This is a genomic window from Dyadobacter beijingensis DSM 21582 (genome assembly GCF_000382205.1).
Taxonomy (GTDB): Bacteria; Bacteroidota; Bacteroidia; order Cytophagales; family Spirosomataceae; genus Dyadobacter; species Dyadobacter beijingensis.
This window is the reverse complement of record NZ_KB907788.1, coordinates 198731-219393: the sequence shown is the minus strand read 5'-3', so window position 1 is coordinate 219393 and position 20663 is coordinate 198731. Positions and strand designations below refer to the sequence as shown.

At 55.6% G+C, this 20663-nt stretch carries 18 protein-coding genes and 1 pseudogene; 5 read left to right on the top strand and 14 right to left on the bottom strand.

Going from position 1 to position 20663, the window contains the following annotated elements; genetic code table 11:
* Positions 1-56 precede the first annotated feature (56 nt).
* A complete protein-coding gene (locus H144_RS0114630; RefSeq protein ID WP_084599962.1) occupies positions 57-1259 on the top strand; it encodes a lanthionine synthetase LanC family protein in 1203 nt (400 codons plus the stop codon).
* 7 nt (positions 1260-1266) lie between these two features.
* Here the strand turns inward: H144_RS0114630 and H144_RS31910 are convergent, their stop codons facing one another.
* The 4 genes from H144_RS31910 to H144_RS33310 all read right to left on the bottom strand — a co-directional run bounded on the left by H144_RS31910 (position 1267) and on the right by H144_RS33310 (position 5783).
* Positions 1267-1824, bottom strand: coding sequence for a hypothetical protein (locus H144_RS31910; RefSeq protein ID WP_019942824.1), 558 nt, complete (start codon positions 1822-1824; stop codon positions 1267-1269).
* Between the two features lie 153 nt (positions 1825-1977).
* Entirely contained in the window at positions 1978-3558 is a 1581-nt protein-coding gene (locus H144_RS0114620) for a Na+/H+ antiporter (protein WP_019942823.1), read from the bottom strand.
* Between the two features lie 42 nt (positions 3559-3600).
* Positions 3601-4719, bottom strand: a complete 1119-nt coding sequence (locus tag H144_RS0114615) for an epoxide hydrolase family protein (protein WP_019942822.1) — start codon at positions 4717-4719, stop codon at positions 3601-3603.
* 92 nt (positions 4720-4811) lie between these two features.
* A complete protein-coding gene (locus H144_RS33310; RefSeq protein ID WP_019942821.1) occupies positions 4812-5783 on the bottom strand; it encodes a helix-turn-helix domain-containing protein in 972 nt (323 codons plus the stop codon).
* 93 nt (positions 5784-5876) lie between these two features.
* Here H144_RS33310 and H144_RS0114605 point away from each other — a divergent pair, with 93 nt between their 5' ends.
* Both H144_RS0114605 and H144_RS0114600 read left to right on the top strand, forming a co-directional pair.
* On the top strand, positions 5877-6467 hold the full coding sequence (locus tag H144_RS0114605) for a Crp/Fnr family transcriptional regulator (protein ID WP_019942820.1): 591 nt from the start codon (positions 5877-5879) through the stop codon (positions 6465-6467).
* 68 nt (positions 6468-6535) lie between these two features.
* A complete protein-coding gene (locus H144_RS0114600) occupies positions 6536-6982 on the top strand; it encodes a carboxymuconolactone decarboxylase family protein (protein WP_019942819.1) in 447 nt (148 codons plus the stop codon).
* 5 nt (positions 6983-6987) lie between these two features.
* On the opposite strand, the gene H144_RS0114595 is transcribed toward H144_RS0114600, so the two are convergent.
* The 3 genes from H144_RS0114595 to H144_RS0114585 form a co-directional block, all read right to left on the bottom strand.
* Entirely contained in the window at positions 6988-8112 is a 1125-nt protein-coding gene (locus H144_RS0114595; RefSeq protein WP_019942818.1) for a hypothetical protein, read from the bottom strand.
* A 71-nt stretch (positions 8113-8183) separates the two neighbouring features.
* On the bottom strand, positions 8184-9389 hold the full coding sequence (locus H144_RS0114590) for a hypothetical protein (protein ID WP_019942817.1): 1206 nt from the start codon (positions 9387-9389) through the stop codon (positions 8184-8186).
* A 281-nt stretch (positions 9390-9670) separates the two neighbouring features.
* The gene (locus tag H144_RS0114585) at positions 9671-9976 is read right to left on the bottom strand and encodes a winged helix-turn-helix transcriptional regulator (protein ID WP_019942816.1); all 306 of its coding nucleotides are present in this window, start codon (positions 9974-9976) and stop codon (positions 9671-9673) included.
* Positions 9977-10209: 233 nt separating this feature from the next.
* Here H144_RS0114585 and H144_RS0114580 point away from each other — a divergent pair, with 233 nt between their 5' ends.
* On the top strand, positions 10210-11121 hold the full coding sequence (locus H144_RS0114580) for a ClpXP adapter SpxH family protein (protein ID WP_026350700.1): 912 nt from the start codon (positions 10210-10212) through the stop codon (positions 11119-11121).
* Positions 11122-11132: 11 nt separating this feature from the next.
* Here H144_RS0114580 and H144_RS31900 read toward each other — a convergent pair whose 3' ends face one another.
* The 3 genes from H144_RS31900 to H144_RS0114565 all read right to left on the bottom strand — a co-directional run bounded on the left by H144_RS31900 (position 11133) and on the right by H144_RS0114565 (position 14599).
* Positions 11133-11831: a phosphonatase-like hydrolase gene (locus H144_RS31900; protein WP_033402696.1), complete on the bottom strand. Its 699-nt coding sequence runs from the start codon at positions 11829-11831 to the stop codon at positions 11133-11135.
* Positions 11832-12015: 184 nt separating this feature from the next.
* Positions 12016-14166 (bottom strand): hypothetical protein, encoded by a 2151-nt coding sequence (locus H144_RS0114570; RefSeq protein WP_019942813.1) that lies wholly within the window; start codon positions 14164-14166, stop codon positions 12016-12018.
* A gap of 25 nt (positions 14167-14191) precedes the next feature.
* Complete coding sequence (locus H144_RS0114565) at positions 14192-14599, bottom strand: Dabb family protein (RefSeq protein ID WP_019942812.1); 408 nt, start codon at positions 14597-14599, stop codon at positions 14192-14194.
* Between the two features lie 105 nt (positions 14600-14704).
* On the opposite strand from H144_RS0114565, the gene H144_RS0114560 reads away from it, so the two are divergent.
* Positions 14705-16705: a patatin-like phospholipase family protein gene (locus tag H144_RS0114560; protein ID WP_019942811.1), complete on the top strand. Its 2001-nt coding sequence runs from the start codon at positions 14705-14707 to the stop codon at positions 16703-16705.
* On the opposite strand, the gene H144_RS31895 is transcribed toward H144_RS0114560, so the two are convergent.
* The 4 genes and pseudogenes from H144_RS31895 to H144_RS34860 all read right to left on the bottom strand — a co-directional run.
* A complete protein-coding gene (locus H144_RS31895) occupies positions 16702-17766 on the bottom strand; it encodes a ComEC/Rec2 family competence protein (protein ID WP_019942810.1) in 1065 nt (354 codons plus the stop codon). The genes H144_RS0114560 and H144_RS31895 overlap by 4 nt on opposite strands.
* Before the next feature lie 23 nt (positions 17767-17789).
* Positions 17790-18962 (bottom strand): hypothetical protein, encoded by a 1173-nt coding sequence (locus H144_RS31890; protein ID WP_169409396.1) that lies wholly within the window; start codon positions 18960-18962, stop codon positions 17790-17792.
* A 26-nt stretch (positions 18963-18988) separates the two neighbouring features.
* Positions 18989-19858, bottom strand: coding sequence for a caspase family protein (locus H144_RS34865; RefSeq protein ID WP_374754591.1), 870 nt, complete (start codon positions 19856-19858; stop codon positions 18989-18991).
* A 350-nt stretch (positions 19859-20208) separates the two neighbouring features.
* A pseudogene (locus tag H144_RS34860) lies at positions 20209-20331 on the bottom strand (AraC family transcriptional regulator); the annotation flags it as partial.
* Positions 20332-20663 lie beyond the last annotated feature (332 nt).

Below are 20663 nucleotides of genomic sequence, written 5' to 3'. Positions count from 1 at the left end.
TGCGCCAGTTGCCGCGCTTGCCCACATTTGTGTACAGATCAAATTTGTGCACGATAATGATATCAACATCACCAGGAATATCGAGGCTGTCGACCATGATTGCCGCTGCCAAAATCGACGAAATCCACGAGGTCATCAACATTTACCGCCGGCAGCTGACCAGTTTCAGCCTGTCGGAAGGATACCTGGGCGTATCCGTTTTCAAATACCTCTACGCCGTACACACAGGCCGCAAACGCTACCTCGACGAGGCGCGGGAGGCATTCGACCACGCCTGCGACATGATCGACGGCGACCCGCGGAAGGCCTACCCGCAGGACTTCACCGATCTGGGCTCCGTTGCGCAATACCTCTGCCAGGCGGGGGTACTCGACATCGATCCGAACGTGTTCCTGAGCGATGTGGACTCCATATTATTAAGTAAAATGCGCGCCGAACTGAGCGCGGGGAATATAGGCAGCCTCACCAGCGGCGCGCTGGGCTACGGGCTGTACTTTTTACAACGCAGCTATTATAACCGCGAGCGCGCCCAGCCGGTGGTGGAAGAACTGGTGCTGGGCATTATCCGGAGCGCGGTCCGCACCGACGGCACCTGTCATTGGAATGCCGGCCTCGACCACGACGAAGCCGGCTCCGGGCTATTTTTCCCGCAGGGGGAGGCGGCGATATTGCTGATTCTGAGCAGGGTCGTAGAAATGGGCCTGTTCCCGGCCACGCACCTGGAAGCGCTTACCCAGGAGGCGATTGCCTACATCGAGAACCGCCATCTGGAACAAAAGGCGCTCTCTGAAACGGACAAGAATTATGGGGTATACCTGAACCGGCAGGCTTCACGCTATGAAGATATCAGCCTGGGATACACCCTGTTAAGAACCGGAACGGCATTCAAAAACGCCGAATGGTCCAAAGAAGGAAGAGCTATTCTCAAAAACTGCGCAAGCCGCCACCTGATCGACCCGACAGGCGTACAAAATGCGGGGATATTGTCGGGTGCGACAGGCCTCGCCCTGCTGTTCGACCGCGCCGCACACCTGACGAACGACGTCGCGATGGAGCATGCCGCCAACTTCTGGTATACGCAAATCCTCCGTTTCGACCTCAATGCCGATGGCTATGCGGGCTACAAGGTCCTCGAAAACCCGTGGAGCCCGCAAAGCAATATCGCATTCAGCGAAGGGATTATCGGCATCGGCTGCGGGCTGATCAAATCGCTGAACCCCGGGAAGGTGGATTTTCATGATCTGATCTGGCTGCTCTGAACGATCGCTAAGCGCCGGTGGACATGTGCCTCGTGCGCTGCCCCCGCGCCGCACGCAGGAAAAACGTCCCCGATCCGCAAAAAAGTAATGCAAAACCGGCATGCAGGCCCATTACCGCCGGGAAACCATTGGCAAAAGCAGGCGTACCGATCGCCCACGCTATGATGGGGATGAGAACTATCGCAAATGCCATCGCAAACAATGCGAAAGCCATTCCTACGGCTTCGAGGCGTGCTATGACGGCACCGGCCAGGCCCGTGATCAGCACGCCGAAATACATCATATTCGCCGGATTATCGCCGAGAATGCCGCCCACGGCCACATTCATCCAGAGCAATGCGAGTACCGTCAGGATCGCGATGCCCAACGCAAACCGGTAGGCATGGCTGTTCAGTTTCCGTTTGGCCACCAGGTCGTATACGAGCGCAACGGCGCCCAGCAACAGCACGACCGCCAGCATCGGCGCGCCGGGTTTCCATTGCCAAAGCGCCAGCGCCGTCAGCAACAGCGGAACAGTCACAGCGCCAGCGGCCGCGATCAGCAGTTTTTTTACATCGTTCTTCATAGCTTGAATAGATTGAAATGGTTTGAGAATGGACCTGCTGTCCTGCCGGCCTTAGCAGGCATACAGGTTTACGCAAAAATATAAAAGAACTTTGAAATACAAAGTTCTTTTATGCAATAAATTTCCATTCAAAACTCCCACCGCCCCGTCGCTTCAAATCATACGAAGGCGCTCTTCTTCCAGGTCGATCTGGTAGAGCTGCCGGCGAATGTAGTCTTCATTGACAGAGATATCCTTATTGAGTTCGGCGAGGTAGGTGCGCTGGCATTCCAGCATTTCCAGCAGAATAGCTTTGGTTTGGTCATTCATCCATTCGTCGTCGGATGATTTGGCCTTTTCTTCCCAATGTTGCAGGATTTTGCGGACAGCCATCTCTTCATGCAGCCCGTCGTTTTTCCGGTGCTGCAAAAAATGGTAGATCTGCTGCCGCAGCCCCCGCTTGATCTTCTGCATGGCTTCCTGCTCGGAATCTTCCGTGAATGCCTCGAACAGCTTCCCGCGCTTAATGAAAGCCGGCAGCGTGAGCCCCTGGACGACCAAAGTCAGCAGGATGGCGACGAAAGTAATGAAGAGGATCAGGTTGCGCTGCGGGAATGCGGCTCCGTTGTCCAGCGCCACGGGGATGGACAATGCGGCAGCGAGCGATACCACGCCCCGCATGCCGGTCCAGCCAAGCAGCAGCGGCATTTTGAAACGCGCCCGGTTGGAGCGGGCACGGGGTGCCACAGAAGGCCGGAAGATGAGCGTGGCGATCATCGCGGCATAGGAACTGATCATCCGCGCCAGGATCAGCACCAGCGTGACCAGCACGCCGTAGCCGATGGCGGTACGCAGCGGCACGCCTTCCAGCCGCAGCCCTTCGACGATTTCAGGCAGATCGAGCCCGATGATGAGGAACACGACGCCGTTTAATATAAATACAAAGCTCTCCCAAACACTGTAACCCATAATGCGGCTGGTACTACTCAAAAACGACAGCCGGCGGGCCGACATGAACAACCCGCCGGCCACCACCGCGAGCACGCCGGAGCTATGAAGCTCTTCGGCTACCCAATACATCACATAAGGCTCAATAAGCGTGAGCGCAATGTCCGACGGTGCGTCGGTAGGAAGCCTCCTGTGGGCCTGCACGAACGCCCACGCGAGCGCCAGCCCGATGCCCGCGCCACCGGCGACCATCCACAAAAAGCTGGTTGCGGCCTGCTGCCATACAAAGTGCCCCGTAGCCACCGCCGCCAATGCGAACCGGAAAATAATGAGCGACGAAGCGTCGTTGAGCAGGCTCTCGCCTTCCAGTATCGCGACGGTCGACTTGGGTATTTTCACAAACTTCATAATCGCCCCGGTACTGACCGCGTCGGGTGGCGAAACGATGCCGCCCAGCAGGAAGCCCAGGGCGATGGTGAAGCCGGGGATCAGGTACGTGGTGGTAATGGCCACCGAAAATGCCGTAAAAAAGACCACCAGGAACGCGAAACTGCCGATTATGCGCCACCATTTCCGCATTTCCTTGAACGAAACCGACCAGGCGGCCTCAAACAGCAGCGGCGGGAGAAAAATGAGAAAAATCAGGTCGGGATTGATTTTCAACACCGGCAATCCCGGTACGAAGCTCACCAGCAGGCCGGCCACCACCAGCAGAATGGGGTATGCCACTTTCAGTTTGGTGGCCCACATATTCAGCAATACGATAGCGGCCACCATGGCCAGCATAAAAGGTAAGATGGAATGCATCGGAACGGGATCGGCGGCTGTTTAGGTCATCAAATCTCCAATTTAATGAAGTTCCGAGAAAAACCTTTTCAGTTCCGCCGCGAAAATCTCCGGCACTTCCAGCGCCGCGAAATGCCCGCCCTCGTCCATTGCACGGAAGCTGACGACATGGACGAAGCGCTCGGCCCATTCTTTCGGGAACTGTGCCTCCCTCGGAAACACCGCGATACCGGCCGGTACATCGCTCTTCTCCAAAGGCTTTTCGCCGCTCCATTGCGCCATCGCGTCCACCTTGTATATCCGCGCGGAGGTGGCAATGGTTTGCGTGACCCAATAAATCATGATGTTGGTCAAAAGCGCATCCCGGCCGCCGAATGCTTTTTCGAGTATGTCGGGATGGGCGCCCGCATTGCCGAAGCTGACGATCCATGCCGCCAGCCCGACGGGTGAGTCGTTCAGCCCGTAGGCGAGCGACTGGGGCTTCGTGGCCTGCACCATCGCATAGGCGCCCTCGCTGTACCACCATTGCTGCACAAACTGCGCGAACTGCTGCTCGGCCTCGGTCATGGTAGCCGGGTCTTCCTGGCCCATCGGGTAACCAATGTCCGTAAAATGCACGCCTGCCACGATGCCGGGGTATTTGGAAGCCAGCGCTTTGGTGACACTCATCCCGATATCCCCGCCGGCAGCGTAGAAATGCTCGTAACCGAGCGTTTGGGTCATGAGGTCTTTCCAAAGGTCGGCGACGGCCGTGCTCGACAGCGCCGTTTTTTCAGAAAACCCGAAACCCGGAATGGAGGGGATCACAAGGTCGAACGGCTGTTCGCCTTCCGTCAGCAGCGGTATGAGCTTGTGGAAACGATAGTAGCTATCGGGCCATCCGTGCGTGAGCAGGAGCGGCTTCGCATTCGCACCATTGCCTTTAATATACTGAAAATGCACTTGTACGCCATTCACATCGGCGATGTATTGCGGGTACCGGTTCAAGGCCTCCTCCTGCTTGCGCCAGTCGTAGGTGTGGAGCCAGTATTGGGTCAATTCTTTCAAATACGCTTCACTCGTCCCGAATGCCCAGCCGGAGCCGTCTGCCTCGCCCGGCCAGCGGGTGTTTTGCAGGCGGTTTTTCAGATCGTCCAATACCTGTTGGGAAACGGCTACTTCAAATGCTTCTGCGTTCTTCATGGTCTGTGTTTTTGATTGGTTCGAAACAAAGGTACCACCGTGCAGGGCCCTGGTGTTAGGCCGGATTTCGGGAGAAATGGTACAAAAGTCGGTTATTCCTTCCGGTACTCGGTAGGCGTGACGCCGGCCTGTTTCCGGAACCATTTGGTGAAGTGGGAAGCGTCCTCGAAGCCCAGCCAGTAGCAGATTTCCTGTACGGAAAAGGTGGTCTGTTTGAGCAGGCTTTTGGCCTCCATGAGCACGTGCTCATCGATGAACGTCTTGGCCGGCTTGCCGAGCTCGGCCTGCAAGATTTCGCTCAGGTATTTGGGGGTAATATTCAGTTCGGTGGCATAGTGTGCCACTTCCTTATGCTCGGGAAAATGCTCCGCCACCAGCTTGCGGAACGCTCGGGTGATTTTCTGCTTGCTGGAAATACGGCTGGAAGCCCGGTTTGCGGGCGGGGCAGGCGCATCGCCGGAAGCGTGGTCCGCATTGGATTCAATGCTGCCGGTACCATTGCCGAGTCCTGTGTTAACCCGGTTACCATCGGATGCAGCATGGGCAGCCCCGTGAAAGGAATCGGCCAGTTTCAGCAGGGAGTACACGATGCCGGGAACGGCCTCATTGTCGTTTTTCAATTCTTTCAATACCTCGAAAAGCGACCGCATTTTGGCTGTCTGCGCCTCCGTGAGCCGGATCACGTGGTTGCCGCCGTGAAAAAAGAAGGATAGCGACTGCAAAAAAGCATTCGTGCGAATATCCCTGAACAGCTCTTCGGTAAAATATACCGTGTCGTGCTCGGCCGTGTAGTTACCCGCCCATTGGCACACCAGCCCAGGCCCGATGGTGGTGAGGCAATGCGCCCCCACCGTATAATCCGTACTGCCTATTTTGAACGTGTCGCCATCACCCGAATAGGTCACACCGAGTCCGTATGCAAATGTCCTGAACGGAAAATTGACGTGGGCATGGCGATAGGTGTCTTTATCGGCCAGGAAGAAAGGCGTATGAAAGTTGTGCGCGTTCTGATGTTTGAGAAATTGATACAGGTTGAAGGATTTCAGATCAAATTTTTTCTGCATGGCCGTAGTACTTTTACCGGAATTTTAGGGAAAATATAAAAAACATTCTCCGATGCCGATGTAAAAAGTAAATTTGACCAAACAACCGTGCATATGGATTTCCCCGAAAACGCCGGCCGGGCACTTACCGAGCACATCAAAGCCATTGCCGGATTACCAACCGACACAACGGGCGGTGTACTGGATTTTTTCCGGTACCGGCAGGTCGCCAAAAAGGAGGTCGTCCAGCAGGCCGACCGGGAATGCACCACGCTGTATTTCGTCGTGCGCGGGTGCCTGCGGATGTATTTTGCAGATAGTAAAGGCGTGGAGCATACCACGCAGTTTGCCCTTGAGAGCTGGTGGCTCACCGATTTTCTTGCATTTGAAAAGAAACAGCAGACCGGATTTGCCATTCAGGCGGTGGAGCCGGCCGAAGTGCTGTCCATCGACCGGCAGTCTTATCATGCGATGCTCGACGCCTTCCCGCGCATGGAGCGGTATTTCCGCATTCTTTACCAGTATGGCTACGGCGCGGCGATGCTGCGGATGAAGTACCAGCAGGATATGTCCAGGGAAGCGCTGTACCGGCAGTTTGCCGGCCTCTACCCTGACTTCGTGCAGCGCGTGCCGCAATATCTGCTCGCTTCCTACCTCGACATCACGCCCGAATACCTGAGCGAGCTCCGCAAAAAGCGATCTTAAACCAGTTTAAGTAAATGCGGCTGACGCCCCGCTACCTTTGACCCATCAATCAACCATTTGAAAAACAGATGAAAACAAGGGTAGACGTAGCGGCCACGCAGCCGCAGGCATACAAGGCCATGTACGGTCTCGAACAGTATCTGAGCGCTTCGAAACTCAGCAAAACACACCGCGAGCTGATCAAAATCCGGGCTTCGCAAATCAACGGATGCGCGTTTTGTATCGATATGCATACCAAAGACGCCCTGAAAGCCGGCGAAAGCATCCAGCGCATCGTGCTGCTGAATGCCTGGCGGGAAACGGCGCTGTTCACCCCGGAAGAGCGCGTGATACTCGCACTCACCGAGGCAGTTACGCTCATTCACCGGGGCGGCGTGAGCGACGAGCTGTACGCACAGGCCTCCGCACTTCTTGACGAGGAATACCTGGCGCAGGTGATCATGGCCATCGCGACCATCAATACCTGGAACCGCATCGCCATCAGCACCACCATGCAGCCGGCGGCGGCGGCATAGCGTTCCTAAGCGCCCGTGTAACTTCGGATATCGAACACGTTGTAGCCCAGTATCACGGGATTGCCCGGCGCGGCATGGAAACGGATCGTGAGCGAGCCCGGCGCGCTGGTGACGGTATTGGTGATCGCCGACAATTGGACCGGGCAATACACAGGCCAGTCGCCCATCAGCGCGAGCACGCGGATGACAGCCTGCTCTTCGGGACTGAAATTGGCATCGGAGTGGAGGGTAAGTGTAATGCCGTCGGCCGCCAGTACGGAGCCGATTGCGTGGGTAAGCTTGCCGGATGCGCCGAAATACCTATCCCAGTCGGACTCGCTGACCCAGGGAGGAACACTAGCCCCCGACACCCAGGCAAGGTGCAGCATGCTGGAATTGTACCAGGGGCCGGGCGTAACGGGAACGACGCCGAAATGGTCGAATGCGGCGGTGACGGTGATCTTGCTCAGCGCGAACTTCCGGCTGATGCGGAATGCGGTCGAACTGCCCGTCCACACGCCGAAATAATTGGGGTCGTCGCCGGGTACCCATGAGCCGGACACGTCGGGATCGGCCGTGGACGAATCGAACGAGAAGCTCGCTCCGGAAGATAGTTTCAGGATGTTTTTTAGATCCCCGAAAGAAGGCGAGTAATCGGCCTGTTTGGCATCAGGGCCTTCATAGGGCTCCAATGCAGCCTGCGCACCACCGATGAGCAGCTGCGTGGCCAGGTCGGAGCGCCCGATATTCGCGACCGACGGCGCATGCAGCATCGCCCATTGGAACCACACGCCAGGCAGCTCGTTGGGCGCAGGCGGCGGGCTCACGGTTTTGAGATAGGCCGTCCATTGCACGTAGGTATCGGCCCCGATATCTTCCACAAATGCGCTCTCAGGAAACGACAGGCTGTTCACCAATGCCGCATACTGTTTGAAAAATGCAGGCTGCTGGTACACCCAGCGATTGTATTTGAGCGTCACCGGCGGAACCACGTTGAAACTGTCCCAAAGGCTCTGATCGCCCGTCGGCACGGCCGGCGGTTGCAGCAGCTGGAAATTGCGGACCGACAGGCTGAGACTGGCCGCCAGCTGATTGTACCAGGCGTCCGTCAGGGCGGTGACCGCGTCGGTGGAGGTATCTGTTGCCATCATAGTAATTCCTGGTTAAAATCAAAAAAGAAGGCCGGGGCTCTTTCGAGCATCCCGGCCTGTCCTGCGAAAACTTAAACGGTAGCGAGGCTTTCTGCCGCGAAAGCTTTGGCCGATTCGAAGAGCGAAACGCCCAGGCTTGAAGAGTGGCCCACAAATTCGCCGGCCGACAGTACGTTCACGCCCACTACCACCGGTACGCCCGGAATGCTGCTGGTAGTGATGGTCATGTGGCCGTCCTGGTTGAACGTCACACGGTTGGTCGACGAGCTGCCGCTGTCACCGGAATAGAACGGCCAGAAGCCGGACGACCCGCTGGAAGTGATCGTCTGCTGATCCAGCGACGAATACGACGCATCCGACGTAACGGTGATGGACATACCGGACGCCACGATGACGTTTGCGGAGAAATACTGCATGTTACCATCCGGCCCGAACGTATTGTTCCAGTTAATGGCCGCCTTATCTCTCCAGGGGCTGCCTGTCTTGTTGGCAAATGCGAGTCCCATGGCGGAAGAATAGTACCACGCGCCCGGCGTGTTGGGCAATACAAGAATGTGCTCGAAGCTCGCGCTCACCTGGATACGGCTGGAAGCAAATTGCTCGCTCAGCGAAGAAGTAGAGCTGCTGCCGCCCCACAAGCCGAAGAAGCCCGATTTGGAACTACCTGCCCATGAGCCACTTACATTCTTGTTCATCGTGCTGCTATCGAACGAGAACGAACGGGAAGGCGCGCTGGCCAGCTGGTTCACCATATCGGCGTAGTTCAGCTGCCAGTCGAAATTGATCGGCAGACCGGCAGGCGTGGTGTACACTAATGTCAGCTCGTTCTGCGCGGTAGCAATGGGGTCGAGCAGGATGGCAGCGTAGTCGGATGAACCGATGTTCGCTACCTCCGGGGCATTGAACATCGCCCAGTTTCTGAACATCGTCGGGATCTGGTTCATGCTCGGCGTAGGCTGCGTTTGCACGTAGGCCTGCCATGCGAGGAAGTTCGCCTCACCGATGTCTTCTTTCACATTGATATTGCGTGACGGCTCCAGTGCCGAAAGCAAGCCTCTGTAATTGCTGTAAAACTGGTTACCACCACTGGCGACGAACTGGGCAGTCAATGATTGGGGAGGGATGTTGTTGTAGTAAGCCCAGAAAGTCGGGTTAGCGGCGGTACCGCTGGCAATCGGCGGCGCAGGCTGAATGATCTGAAAAGAATCCTGGCTTTGTCCCAATCCCTGGATCAGACCATTGTACCAGCCATTTTGTAAGTCTAGGAAATCGCTCATCGTTGAAAATGTAAGTAACCCGCGAAATGACGTTCGGGAACCGCCCCTGTAACCAATACTCTTACAGGCAAGTCCGTTTTTTGAGGTGGTGACTGGGCTCCACCGTACAAAAGCTTTTGCTCTACAAAGGTGGATCGAAATAGTTCTTCACGAATGCGTGTAAACACCCGTTTAGGCAAAACAGGTGTTTACACGCCCCTGGGGAGGCGCGGGAAATGAGGGGGTGATCGGGCGTAAAAATCAGGGGCAGCGAGCGTGCCCGAAAAGAGGTTAATGGCGTTTCACGCCAGGTGTTCCAGCTGCCTGAAAATCGGGATCAGCGACCGGCCGCGTTCCGACAAAATGTATTCGATATGCAGCGGTTTCAGTTTAATGACCTGTTTTTCAATCAGCTGCTGTTCTTCCATCTCCTTCAATGCGCTGGCAATGGCCTGCTTGCTCGACCCGTCCAGCTGACGCAGCAACGCATTGAACCGGACCGGCCCTGCCAATGCGATCCTGAATATTTGCGGTTTCCATTTGCCCGCGAGCTGTTTCAGCAATGTCTCCGCCGGGCATTGGCCCTGGCCTTCTTCCGTGTTTTCCATATCAAACGGATAGCCATTGAATGGACGCTATCCGCTCAAAAGTTAGGCGGTTTCGTCCCGTTATCCAACCTTAAAATTTATTCAATCGCTTTTTAGTTGATTATCAATGAATTGAGAGCACCCATTGATCCGAAGCGGGTAGTCAAGAATTTCTGACTAATTGACTCCTGTCGAAAACCGGGGGAAATTTGCGGTATGAAACGGCCCAATGCGGGCAGAACGTACGATTTGACATGAATACAGAACAGAGCAACCCGCTTTTATGCGACATAGAGTCCGGCATTTGCGAAATGCCCGGAAACAACGCCGATACGGCCGCTACCACCGCCGCCACCGCGCATAATGTATTGAAAATCATTTATTTCACCGATCCGATCTGCTCGTCGTGCTGGGGCATCGAGCCGCAATTGCGCAAACTCAAAATGGAATACGGCCGCTACTTCGACATCGAATACCGCATGGGCGGCCTCCTGCCCGATTGGAGCTACAACAGCGGCGGCATCAGCAAGCCTTCCGACGTAGCCCATCACTGGGACGAGGTGAGCCACTACTACGACATGCCCATCGACGGCGACGTGTGGCTCGAAGACCCGCTACATTCGTCCTATCCGCCGTCCATCGCATTCAAGGCGGCACAAATGCAGGATGCGGCCAAAGCGGTGCGGTTCCTGCGCGAGATCCGCGAAATGGTATTCCTGCGAAAACAGAACATTACCCAGTGGAAACACCTCGCCACCGCTGCCGGTAATGTGGGACTGGATTTGCAGCAGTTCGAAGCGGATTATCATGGCCATGCCAAAAGCCTTTTCAAGGAAGACCTCGACCTGGGCGCGCAGCTGGGCGTGCGGGGCTTTCCTACCCTCTTTTTCGCGGATCGGAACGGCGGGCTCGAAAAGGTGTACGGCACGAAACCCTACGAAGTATACGAAGCCGCATTGCGCAGGCAACTGCCTTCGGCTGTGAAGAGCCCGATCGACACTGGTTGGCAAAAGTTATTTACCCGATACCGTACACTCACGACACGCGAATTCGCCGAGCTGTCGCAAACGCCCCGCGAGGATAGCGAGGCCTTTTTGCAGAAACTCGTCGAATCGGGCAGCCTTTCCAGGCTGATCACAAAAAACGGCACGCTGTGGATTAATTAAGTGAACCCTCCTCAAATGTGCTGGTTCACCGGCGCGAGCGGCGACGCCACGATCGGCCAGAGTTCGGTAAGGCTGTGGATGATGTATTCCGGGGATACCGTACGCAGCTGGTCGATCGTGTGCGCGCCGGTGGTAATGCCGATATTGATGCCGCAGCCGGCATTTCTCCCTTCCATGACGTCCACCGTGGAGTCACCTACCTTCACGACCGCAAGCGGGTCGGTAATGCCGAAATGCCGCATCGCCAACAGGATCATGTCGGGCTCGGGGCGGTTCCGGCTCACTTCGGAAGCAGTTACGAGCAGATCGAAGTCGATGCCTTGCGCCCACCCTATTTTTTGCGTGAGCGCTTCGGCGGTCTGGCGGTTATAGCCTGTATTCAGCACGACGAGTATGCCATTATCGCGCAGCCGGTGGAACACTTCCGTCGCATGCGGCTGCTCGAAAACGGGCAGGGTACGGTAAGCGTCGTCGAGCAGGGCCAGGAATTTCGTAAAAATATCTTTCGCGAGTGTCTCGTCTTCGACACCATTCATCGCGAGCACATTACGGATCGCTTCCAGCTTTTCCCTTCCCGCGCCGGCCAGCAGTACTTCGTCGAGCGTGAAAGCGAAGCCCGCCTGGTTGATCGCCTCGCGCAGCGTTTTGTACACCACATTATTTTCGTCGACAGTGGTCCCGGCCATGTCGAAAACTACCATTCTGATCATCTTTCGCTAAAATTTTAAAGTCCGGCGCTCCGCTCACCATACAGCCCTACCCTGCAAATATCCGGCGAAATGTTAACATATACTACACAATGTTAACTTAAATTAACAAAAGATAATATGGCAAACCTGGACGCGGCCGGTGGGCAAGGGTATCTTCCGCACCGTTATCCGGCACGGGAGGCTGCTATTCCAAAATCAGCCAGGTATAGCCTTCGGCGGGTATTTCGGCCTGATAGTCAACCTCGTAATTACGGCTAACCTTGAAATTCTGCGGTGCTCCCTCCCGCGCGCGGATCTTTACGGAGTCGTGTTTGCCGGTGTAGTAAACGGGCAGTTTAATATTCCGTACAATCGGCTCTTTGGTCGGGTTATACAGCATTACCAACCCCTTTTGCGGCAAATCGGGGCTTACATGCATGATCCCGTCCCAATCGCGCCCGTCGGCACGGCGCAGGTGCACGATGTCCGCATTGAGGATGTCGCGGTATTTTTTGTACCAGCTGATCACATTGCTCACAGTCCGCCTGGTTTCCTCGGTATCATACAGCCGCGGGCCGCGGTAGCATGCCTGCACACCCGCGCCGTAGTATTGCATCATGAGCTGTTCGTAGGCATCCAAATGCTCTGAGAGCGGTTCCAGCACGGCCTCGGGCCCGCCGCCCTGGTATTTCGTAAGCGGCACGAAGCCCCAAACCATCGACGGCGTTTCGGCCCAGGTAGCGTCGAAAATATTCTGGCGGTTCAGGATCTTCTGCTGATCGCGCGGCAGCGAAAAGTTCACCTCACGATACCCCAGCCCGATTTTGTTTGTTCCGTCCAGGAAATACCAGTCCGGCGCATTCACGTAGATGCCATTGGCATTACACCATTGGTACAGCTCCTTTTGCAGGGCCATTTGCTTCCATTGGGAATCTGCCAGGCCCTCGTGGCCGGGATGGCTCGTGGATGCGCATACGTCGCCCGGGTAAGGCCCGTCGTTCTCGAACATGTCAAAGCCGGTGTAGGACATGAATTTCTTCAATCTGGCCAGGTAAGCGAGGCCCCATTTGCTGCCCAGGCATGGCGCATTGCCGAAGAACGCCCCGCCCGGCTTGCCGGTTTTGGGATTGATCACGTCGTCCTCGTCGCTGATTTTACGCGAGCTGAAAAGCGAATAGCTGCCGATCAGCACCTTTTTACTATGGGCGTAATCCGAAAGCTCTTTCCACTTGCGCAGGTTCGCAGCGGTGGTATCTTCCATGTTGCAATGGCTTCCGAAGCTCAGGATCAATGCCTCGTAACCCGTGGCCGCGCATTGGTCGATGGCCGTGCGCACCTGTTCGTCGTTTTTGCTCACCAAATGCATGAAGATCGGGTTAATGGTCGTCCAGGGAGCAATGGTCCGGTACATTTTGCGGACCGCCAGCCCTTTCCGCTCGCGGTCGTAGCTGTCCATGAGCAGTTCATAAGTGCGGATCGATTCGAGCTGCCGCCCCGCTGTCAGCCGCACACCCATGTCGATTTTGGGATGCACTTCCAGCAAGCATGGCGTCTGGTAATCGTAATTCACCTGTGACGTATACCGCTTATCGACTTTCCAGTGGGTCGCCTGGTCGCTCAGCTGGTAGCGCATCGCATTGTTGAATGCAAAATTGTTCTCGACGTACAGGCCGTTGGGTTTAGCCATTTCTTCGGGCTTGCCTACCACAGCGCTTTCCTCTTCGGTTACCGCGAGGATCTCGTTCACGATCTGGTCCACCAGAAAATCCGTTTTGCCCGTGTTATCGATCGTCACCCATTTGGAAATCAATGGAATGCCGTCAAATATTGCGTAATGCACGCGTACATCCACACCCGCCAGCGCAGGAAGCGACGAGCGGAAGAGGAAAGTCACCTCGCTGCCCGTCGCATTCTTCTTGCTGCCCGCCCACATGTCCGTTTTCCATTTCAGATAAGGCTGCAAAGGGGTTATCCGGGCGTCCACATAATGGAAAGCGCTGTCCGATGCCTTGAAACCGTCGATCCATTGCGGGAGCAGATAGGCGTTTTCGGTCTGACCGTACAAGCCGCCCACGGGATAAGCGACGCCATGGAGCACAATGCGCGCCTCCGGCTTCACGGCCCGCAGCAACTGCTGCCCGGTTACGAGGTTTTTGAACTCGGTACATGCCAGGTCGGGTTGCAAGCGGAATACCCGCCGGACGAGCCCGTTGGACAGCACCAGGTCGCGGCCGTCTTGGGAACGCGTAATCGTCGCCCTGGACTGTTCCGGGCGGATGAGCCAGTCGGTCGTGGCTGCTTGCTGTGCCCCGGCAAAGAAACTGATCAGACTGAATGCTAAAAAAAGGTATTTCATGCGCTGCGATCGGGGTCAAAAATACCTACACGTCGATTGCGTCGTAAACGATCACCTTGTCCCACAAATGGCTGCAATCCTTGATAAACTGCTGGTGGATCGGGTGCGTTTGGTAGCTCGCCTGCCCTGCCAGATCTTCGAAGAACATCAGCTCGGACACGCCCCAGCTGTTGTCTACCACGTCGCGTTTCTCCGTGCTGGCCACTACGCCGATGCGGAGTTCCTTGATCGCCTCGATCTTTCTGAGCGTTTTCAGGCCTTCGATGATCCGGTCGCGGTCGGCCACGGAGCCGGGATTTTTAAGCCAGAAAAATACATGGTGTACCAAAGGATACTTGCCTTTCTGAGGTTCGGCCGGGGTAGCCATAGCCGCGGCAGTACCAGCTGCCAATGTCACCGAGCTTGCAATAAAGTTGCGACGCGTCTTGTTCATATCAGTTGTTTAAATTGTAAATTCCATTTTTGTTCAAAAATAGGGAATCTGTTTTTCTACTGCTATATTCATTCTTCCGTCATCTCCTTTATCCCTTTTCTGACAATGAGCACAGCTGCCGACAAGCCGGTCCCAGCGGCCGCCGATCCCAGGCCCATGCTGCCCAACGGACTGAGTAACATTGGACTTTGTTTTTCGGGAGGCGGCTTTCGTGCCGCAGGTTTTGCATTGGGCTGCTTCGCTTACCTGGACACCATTATTTTAGAAAATAAACCGCTGTCCCGGTCGGTGAAATTCATCTCGTCGGCCTCCGGCGGCTCCTTCGCCAATATGGCTATCGTGCACAGCCAGCGGCAAAACAAGTCGTTCTACGAAGCTTATGCCCGCCTTTTCAACTGCATGGACGGCGACGCGCTCGTGAAAAACGTGCTCGCGATCCTGAAAGACGACCAGATCTGGAAGACCGACCGTCCGCACAAAGACCGAAACCCCATCAACGCATTCGCGATCGCTTACGACCAGATGCTGTTCGACGGCCAGACGTTCGGGATGTTGTGGAACGACCATGCGCCCGACGCGGTAGACGAAATGTGCGTATGCGCGACGGATTTCACACACGGGCAGCAATTCCGGTTCCAGCACAGCGGCAAGGCCGACTATTCCGGTATTTTCGGCGGATTCTTTCTCAAATTAAGGGCACCGGAGGGCAGCAAAGCGGAACAGGCACAGATCAGGGAACAACGCCTTGAAGTGATCAAAAAAATTAAACTGGGCGATATTCTCGCGGCATCGAGTTGCTTTCCGGCGGGTTTCGAGCCGATTGTGTATCCCGATGATTTTTCCTGGGTAGAAGGGGAAGAGGCGCTTTCCCTCGACGCGCTTTCGGATGCCTTGGAAGGTAAAGACCAGTTTGTCAACCCACGCAGGCAGCGCGGCTTTACCGGGGAACACAAGCGGTACGGCTTTATGGACGGCGGCATTGTCGACAACCAGGCCATCGATGCATTCGAAAAAGCCGATGAGCGGCTTCAAAACAGACAGCCTGGCGAGGCTTACGGATTCGACTTACTGGCCATTTGCGATGTGAGCAGCAACTATACCGACGAGTACCAATACGTACGGCCCGACAAATCGAGCTGGTTCCTCAAACCGAGCATGCTGCAATACGCCCTGCTCGACATCGGCCTTTTTGCGCTCGGTGTGTACGGCGCGTGCGCGGGCATTTACCCGCATGCCGGCCTCGTGCTCGCAGGCGCGACGGGCCTGCCTATTGCCATTGCGGCTTACAATGCGCTGTCGGCGATGGTGAAAAAATGGCGGAGGAGACGGGTCGAAAAGGCGGATAAACCGGAAAAAATCTTTACCAGGCACATCTGGTATTTCCTGCGCCTGCCGCTGTACCGGCTCGTGGAGCTCGCCGAATCACGGGCTACCTCGGTGGTGAACCTGGCGGTAACGCTGTTTTTGAAAAAAATCAGGCAGGATGCTTACCAGGGTTATCTGGCGGGTAGTATGGGGAAAGAGCGGATACGCGATATCACCCGGCGGGCCGAAGAGAAGGAATTGCTTTCGGTCGTTGACAAGGAGGGGTTTGCAAGGTTTGTCAACAACGAGAAATCGAGAGTGGTGAACAGCGTGGCACCTACGGCTTATTTACTGAGTACCAAAAACAGCACAGCACGGGAAAATGCTTTGAATGGGGAGAAATGGAAGAAAATGCAAGTCAAAGTCACGCACGACGGCCGTACCGACCTGCTTTATAACTTTCTGCAACCCGTTAAAAAGATGATCTGCGTGGCTGACAAAGCCACCGGAATGGGCACTACGCTCTGGTTCGATTCCGACCATGTGAAAAGCGACGTACGCGCCGCGCTGATCGCCTGCGGGCAGTTTACGATGTGCTACTCATTGCTGCGGTTCGCGTACCGGTTCCAGTCGGACGACCCGCACTGGCACCAGTTCCAGGCCGATTTGCTCGACCATTGGCAGCGGTTTCAGGCAGAACCCTACTGGCTGTACAATGCGATCGGTTCCGAAATCACTGAAAAAGCAAAGTCGGGCGGAGAAGCGTTACTGCATTTCGAACCGTTGGCAGCAAGCTGTTAAATAAGGCTGATCTTGATCCCCGACTTCCCGCTGGCCGGGAAGAAAGCCTTGTAGCCGTGCTTTTGCTTTAATGTCCGGGAATCCCAGACCTTATTGTCGGCAGATTTGTAATTGAAATACAAATGCACCGCATGACCGCCCCGCTTGATGACCCGCGCCACGGTCACCGCGGCGGGATGATGGTAATTAGAGCCGTTCGTGGAGATCATATACCGGTTGCAGTCGAACTTTTCGATCAGTTCCGGGCTCGTGTTGTGTGCGCTGGCGTGGTGCGAGAGTTTCACCAGATCGATTTTGGCCTTATCGCCGGACAGCCTGTTGAGCGAGCCCAGTACCACGCCTGGAAATGCGTCCCCGCCGAAAAAGACCGTTTTTCCGCCAAAACTACCCAGGAATGCGATGCTGCTGCCATTCGCTTCGGCTTCGTCTTCATGGAAATCCTCGGCATTCAGCGCATTCACATCCGGCAAAATGCCCAGCTGTTCTTCATCTTCTTCCGCCACCACTACCGGCCGCGCCCCGAAACCCGGTACCAGCCCGGCGTCTTTTACTTCCTTCGCCCATACCGGCCGCAGCTCGGCGAGGTTTTTGATCAAGGGCGACAGCAGCGTAAGATGCATTCCACCCGGCAGCACGATCTCCGGCAGCGGCCCCGATGCGGGTATTACAACGGCTTTTTTCGCAAATGCTTTATTCCAAGGCAGCTGGTGCCGCAGAATGGCCGCCGTAAGCCGCTCGCCCTGCACCGGGCCCAGCTGCTCGTCTTCGTCTTCGGGCAAGTGTTCCCAGCCGTTGAACCAGAAATCGTCCACTTTGAAACCCAGCGTTTCCTGTTCGAGCAGCGCCAGTATGCCTTCGATATGGTCGCGGTCGATGTGCGTCACCACCATGAGTTCGAAATGCCGCTGGTCTTCGGGTAATGCTTTGATGAATTTCAGCATGTCGGCCTTGGTGCCTTTCGTACCGCCGTCGATCAGGATTCGGTGCGTTTGGTCGGTACCGTATTCGATCCAGATGGAATCGCCGTAGCGGGCGGGGAGAAAGTGAATGTCGAATTTCATAGGGAGTTTGTGATGGTCGTCGATTATTTCAGTGGCAATGGCATTGGTATTCCGGGTGCCGTGGGTGATATGCCGGTGAATGTCGTCGTTTCCTGGCTCCAATCCACCACTGCGGCGTAGCTGCCAATGCGTTTCCGCGCATTGCCCACTTCCTCGTCTCCCTTGTCGGAATGGTACCAGAGCTGTGTAAGCCCCTTTTCGAGCAATCTCAGCCCTTCCGAATACACCGGAATGCCCTCGGACGCCGCGCCCAGCAATCTCGTGCGGATCATTTGAATGTCGGCTTCGGTTTTGTCTTTTTTACTCAACAGCTGCGTCGCGTGGATAATGGCGCCGTCGGGAAGCCAGGGAAACCAGTTGGCCAGGTTATTCGCCCAGTCGTGCAGGCGTTCCAGCTCGTCTGTTTTCAGCAAAAAATACCCGCCGATGGCCGCCGTTACGGGGTTTACCATTTTTTCGTATAACAATCTCTCCGCCTCCTCCGCATTGCTCAGCCGCTTGGCCCTTGCGACGGCACCATTCGTGAGCAGCGTGAGCAAAGTTTCCGCCTTGTAATGTTCGGTAGCAACCGTTACATCAATGGGATATACCTGATCATCCGCTCCTTCCGCGGGTTTGACCAGGCATTTCAAATGGTTACCAGGCGGCAGGCTCACATACAGGTTCTGCATTTCTTTTCCACTGATTTCCAGCAGGCTCAGCACATCGCCGGTAGAATAATGGAATACGTTGCCGTCCGCAAATACCAATTGATTATTAAATTCGTGCAGGGGATATTCAGTCCAGCTTCCGCCGGTGTATCTCCATACCTTTGCCTTCACCTCGATGCCCGGCTGCCGGTAATACTCGATGGCCTTCATGTCCGTACCGCGGACGGGGTTGATCGAAAAGCTTTTGTTGAAATAGGCCCATTCGTGGGACTCGTGCGGGCTAATGCTCGAAATATCGATCATGATATCCTTGTTTTGCCCGCCTTCCAGTTCAAATGTCTCGTCCTGCTGTATCCCCGAGCTCGTCGAGAGCCGGAGGGTATACATGCCTGCCGGCAAATCCCCGATTTCAATGTGGTTGGATTCATACCAGTCGCTTCGTACCGCTCTGAGCGATTCGTCGAAAACCTCGACAAGCTTTGGAATGCGCGCGGAATCAGGCATGAACGTGACCACATCCACACGCACACGTGCAGTTTCCTCCATGGGTGCTAATTGTTCGGCGAAGGCGTTCATTGGCACTTGACGTTTATTTTTCTGAATGGCGGGATCAACGACGTTTTAATGAAGCCGCCGGTAAAGTCACCCCCGGCCTCGAAAGTGGCAGCCAGCTTGTAGGTGGCCGCCTTGATGTTCAGTTTCCACGCGTCCGGCATTGGCTTACGTGTCAGTGGCGCCGACGCGCCTTCGTCGTCTTCGGTGCAGGTAAGCCCGGCCAGCGGCAGTGCGGTAGCCGGGTCGCACGATACTTCCAGCCAGGCGATCGGCGCAGTTTTCCTTCTAACAATATCGGTCGGAATGCCGCTGTTGATCTGGCAGCGCTGTTTGAAGGACTGCTTACTGTTGATCAGTTCCAGCAGCCGGTGAATGTTTAAGCCCAAACTACTCGTGTCCACCAGCCAGTGCTCGTTTTCGTCCTGCCGCGCCACCAGCCCGTCGAGGCCGCTGATGACGGCCTGTGTGAAATAGGTAGGCATATTCTTTTTCCCGTATGCAACCTGTCCCGACGCGGTCGCTTTCAGGGTCAGGTGATTTTTACTTTCTTCGGGATTGGACAATGAAGGCAGGTCTATCGGCGCGACGGTGAGGTCTTTTTCCAGCATTTCAATGGTCACCTGCCGGCATGCGTCGACAAGGAAAATAGGTGTTGCGGCCTTGCAGGAATAGAATGCGTCGCGGGTATCGTCGAAGTTGAATGCGCCGCGCCAGGGATTGGCAGGCTGTTTCCCAAAATCGTCGGCCAGCAGGAAATGGTACTTTTTCTGGAACCCGTGCCCGCAGTAGTAAAACAGGGCGACGTTTTCCTCGTGCGCATCGCACCGTTTTTTCCAGGAAAAATAAGCGTCCTCGATGTTCGCCAGGCTGGCATTTTCAACATTCATTCCCGGAAATACCGGCGGCAAACCGGGCGGCGGAGTCAGGAGCATTTCGATACTTCCCAGCGGCTTGCTCCACACATCCTGAACGTTGTATTCCATCACCTTTTCGTACATGGCCTTCACCGAAGCCACGGGCGAAGTAAGCTGGCCAAGCCCCGCCAGTTCCGGCGATTGCTGCTTAGCCTCCGTCCCGCCTTTCAAATACGGGTATCCGCCCACGCCGATCAGCAAAACATGCGTTTTGGGGCCTTTCAATCTCGTATTAAATTCCTGTATCATAATTACATAGCCAAAGGTCTTCCTGAATTTACGCACTAATTCATGCGAGCGGAACGATTCGGCGGTAATGTGATTAACTGGTAGGCGATCTCGCTTACCGTGAGGCTGGTTTGAGTGAGCATTTGTTTCGCCTTGTCGATCACGAAGCGGTGAATATGCTGCTGGGTATTCTGGCCTGTCAGGTTTTTGAGCAGGTCGCCGTATCCAGAAAATTTCCGCCCAGCTCCCGCGACCGGTGGTTACCAGCAGTCGTTCCACGGCCTGGAGGGTTTTGTCCTCCGTCCTCCCATTGATGATCACATTGGCGCCTTCGGCCAATATTACCGGGTCGGTGTTGTTTACAAGCGCCCCGGCGAGCTGTTCGCGGCGGATGACGTCGGTGTACATTTGTTCCACCTCTTTGAGGATACCGGCAGCTTCTTCTTCCAATGCGCTGTCGAGAAATGTCATTTCCGTGACCGCATTCGCGATGATACAGCCGCGCATGTGCGTCTCGTGATCGGCGTCGGCAATGCTCCGAAAAAAATCC